Source organism: Stenotrophomonas sp. GbtcB23 (assembly GCF_019091045.1).
Classification (GTDB): domain Bacteria; phylum Pseudomonadota; class Gammaproteobacteria; order Xanthomonadales; family Xanthomonadaceae; genus Stenotrophomonas; species Stenotrophomonas rhizophila_A.
Genome location: NZ_JAGXKC010000123.1, coordinates 1 through 1,161 on the forward strand (window position 1 = coordinate 1; position 1,161 = coordinate 1,161).

The 1,161-nt window shown below is 63.1% G+C and carries 2 protein-coding genes; one reads left to right on the forward strand and one right to left on the reverse strand.

From position 1 onward, the window contains the following. The first annotated feature begins 264 nt into the window (after positions 1–264). A complete protein-coding gene (locus KVS69_RS18310) occupies positions 265–579 on the forward strand; it encodes a DUF736 domain-containing protein (RefSeq protein ID WP_085413509.1) in 315 nt (104 codons plus the stop codon). Positions 580–642: 63 nt separating this feature from the next. Here KVS69_RS18310 and KVS69_RS18315 read toward each other — a convergent pair whose 3' ends face one another. Then, a complete protein-coding gene (locus KVS69_RS18315) occupies positions 643–948 on the reverse strand; it encodes a helix-turn-helix transcriptional regulator (RefSeq protein ID WP_082758534.1) in 306 nt (101 codons plus the stop codon). Positions 949–1,161: the final 213 nt, after the last annotated feature.

Here is a 1,161-nt window from a genome sequence, read left to right on the forward strand (position 1 = left end):
CGGAGCGGTTCGGCTCAAGGCGTCCTTGTCTCGTTGTGAATCCTGGCGGGGGCGCGGCTGCGCCTCAGGCTTCATGGCTGCAACCGTGCGGCGAAAACAATTTCCCCGCCCCCGCGCGGCTTCCTCGCGCAGCAAATTCTTTTTGCCTCCCCGTTCTCCACTGCGTTTCGACCGCCAGCGGTGCAGCCAGCCCATCCCCCGCCGGCCGGATCACAACAAGGACGCGATGGGCGCGAACCTTGTTCAACCGAAAGGAGAAACATCATGGCCAACATCGGCACCTTCACCACCGACAAAGACGGCTTCACCGGCACGCTGCGCACCCTGACGCTGAACGTCAAGGTCAAGCTGGTTCCCAACGACAAGGGGGACAATGAGAAAGCCCCGGACTACCGCGTCCAGGCCGCAGGTCACGACATCGGCGCGGCATGGAACAAGACCAGCGAGGCCGGGCGGGAATACAAGTCCGTGAGCCTCGACGATCCTTCGTTCCCGGCTCCGGTCTATGCCCGCCTGATCGAAAACGAAGACGGCACGCACGACCTGATCTGGTCGCGCAGCAAGCCCCAGGCGGCGTGACCGCCGCAGCGCCCCGCCCATCGCGGCGGGGCGCCGTGCTGCTGGTCGCAGCACATCATCACGTCACGCGCGCGGCTTCGCCGCGTCGCGCTCCTTCAACACCGACTCCAACTCCCGGCGCACCTGCGCCAGCAGTTCGTCGGCCTTGTGCGGGCTATCGCCCGCGTAGGCCAGCGTCAGCAGCGTGAGCGGGTGGATCTCCATCACCTCGCACAGCTCGGCCAGCTTGCTCAGGGTCGGGCTTTTGAGGTCGCGTTCGAGGGTACTCATGTAGGTGCGGCTGGACACGTCAGAGAAGGCTTCCTGGCTCAAGCCACGCGCCTTTCTGACCGTCTTCAACGCCTTTGCCAATGAATACCCAGCCGCCACCTATGGTTTCCCTCAGAAAACCAAGATGACAGCCCATTGCGCCCTATAGGACTACAATCTATAGTGTTCATTTGGTGTTGCTATCCGTTTTTGTGCCTTTACGGAAATCCGCATCGGCGGGTTCCGGCAAAACCACGGAGCCGCGTCCGTGCTTGCGCACGAAGGCACAAATCCGGCTCGGCAGTTCTGCGCCTTGGCGCGAAACCGCATCCG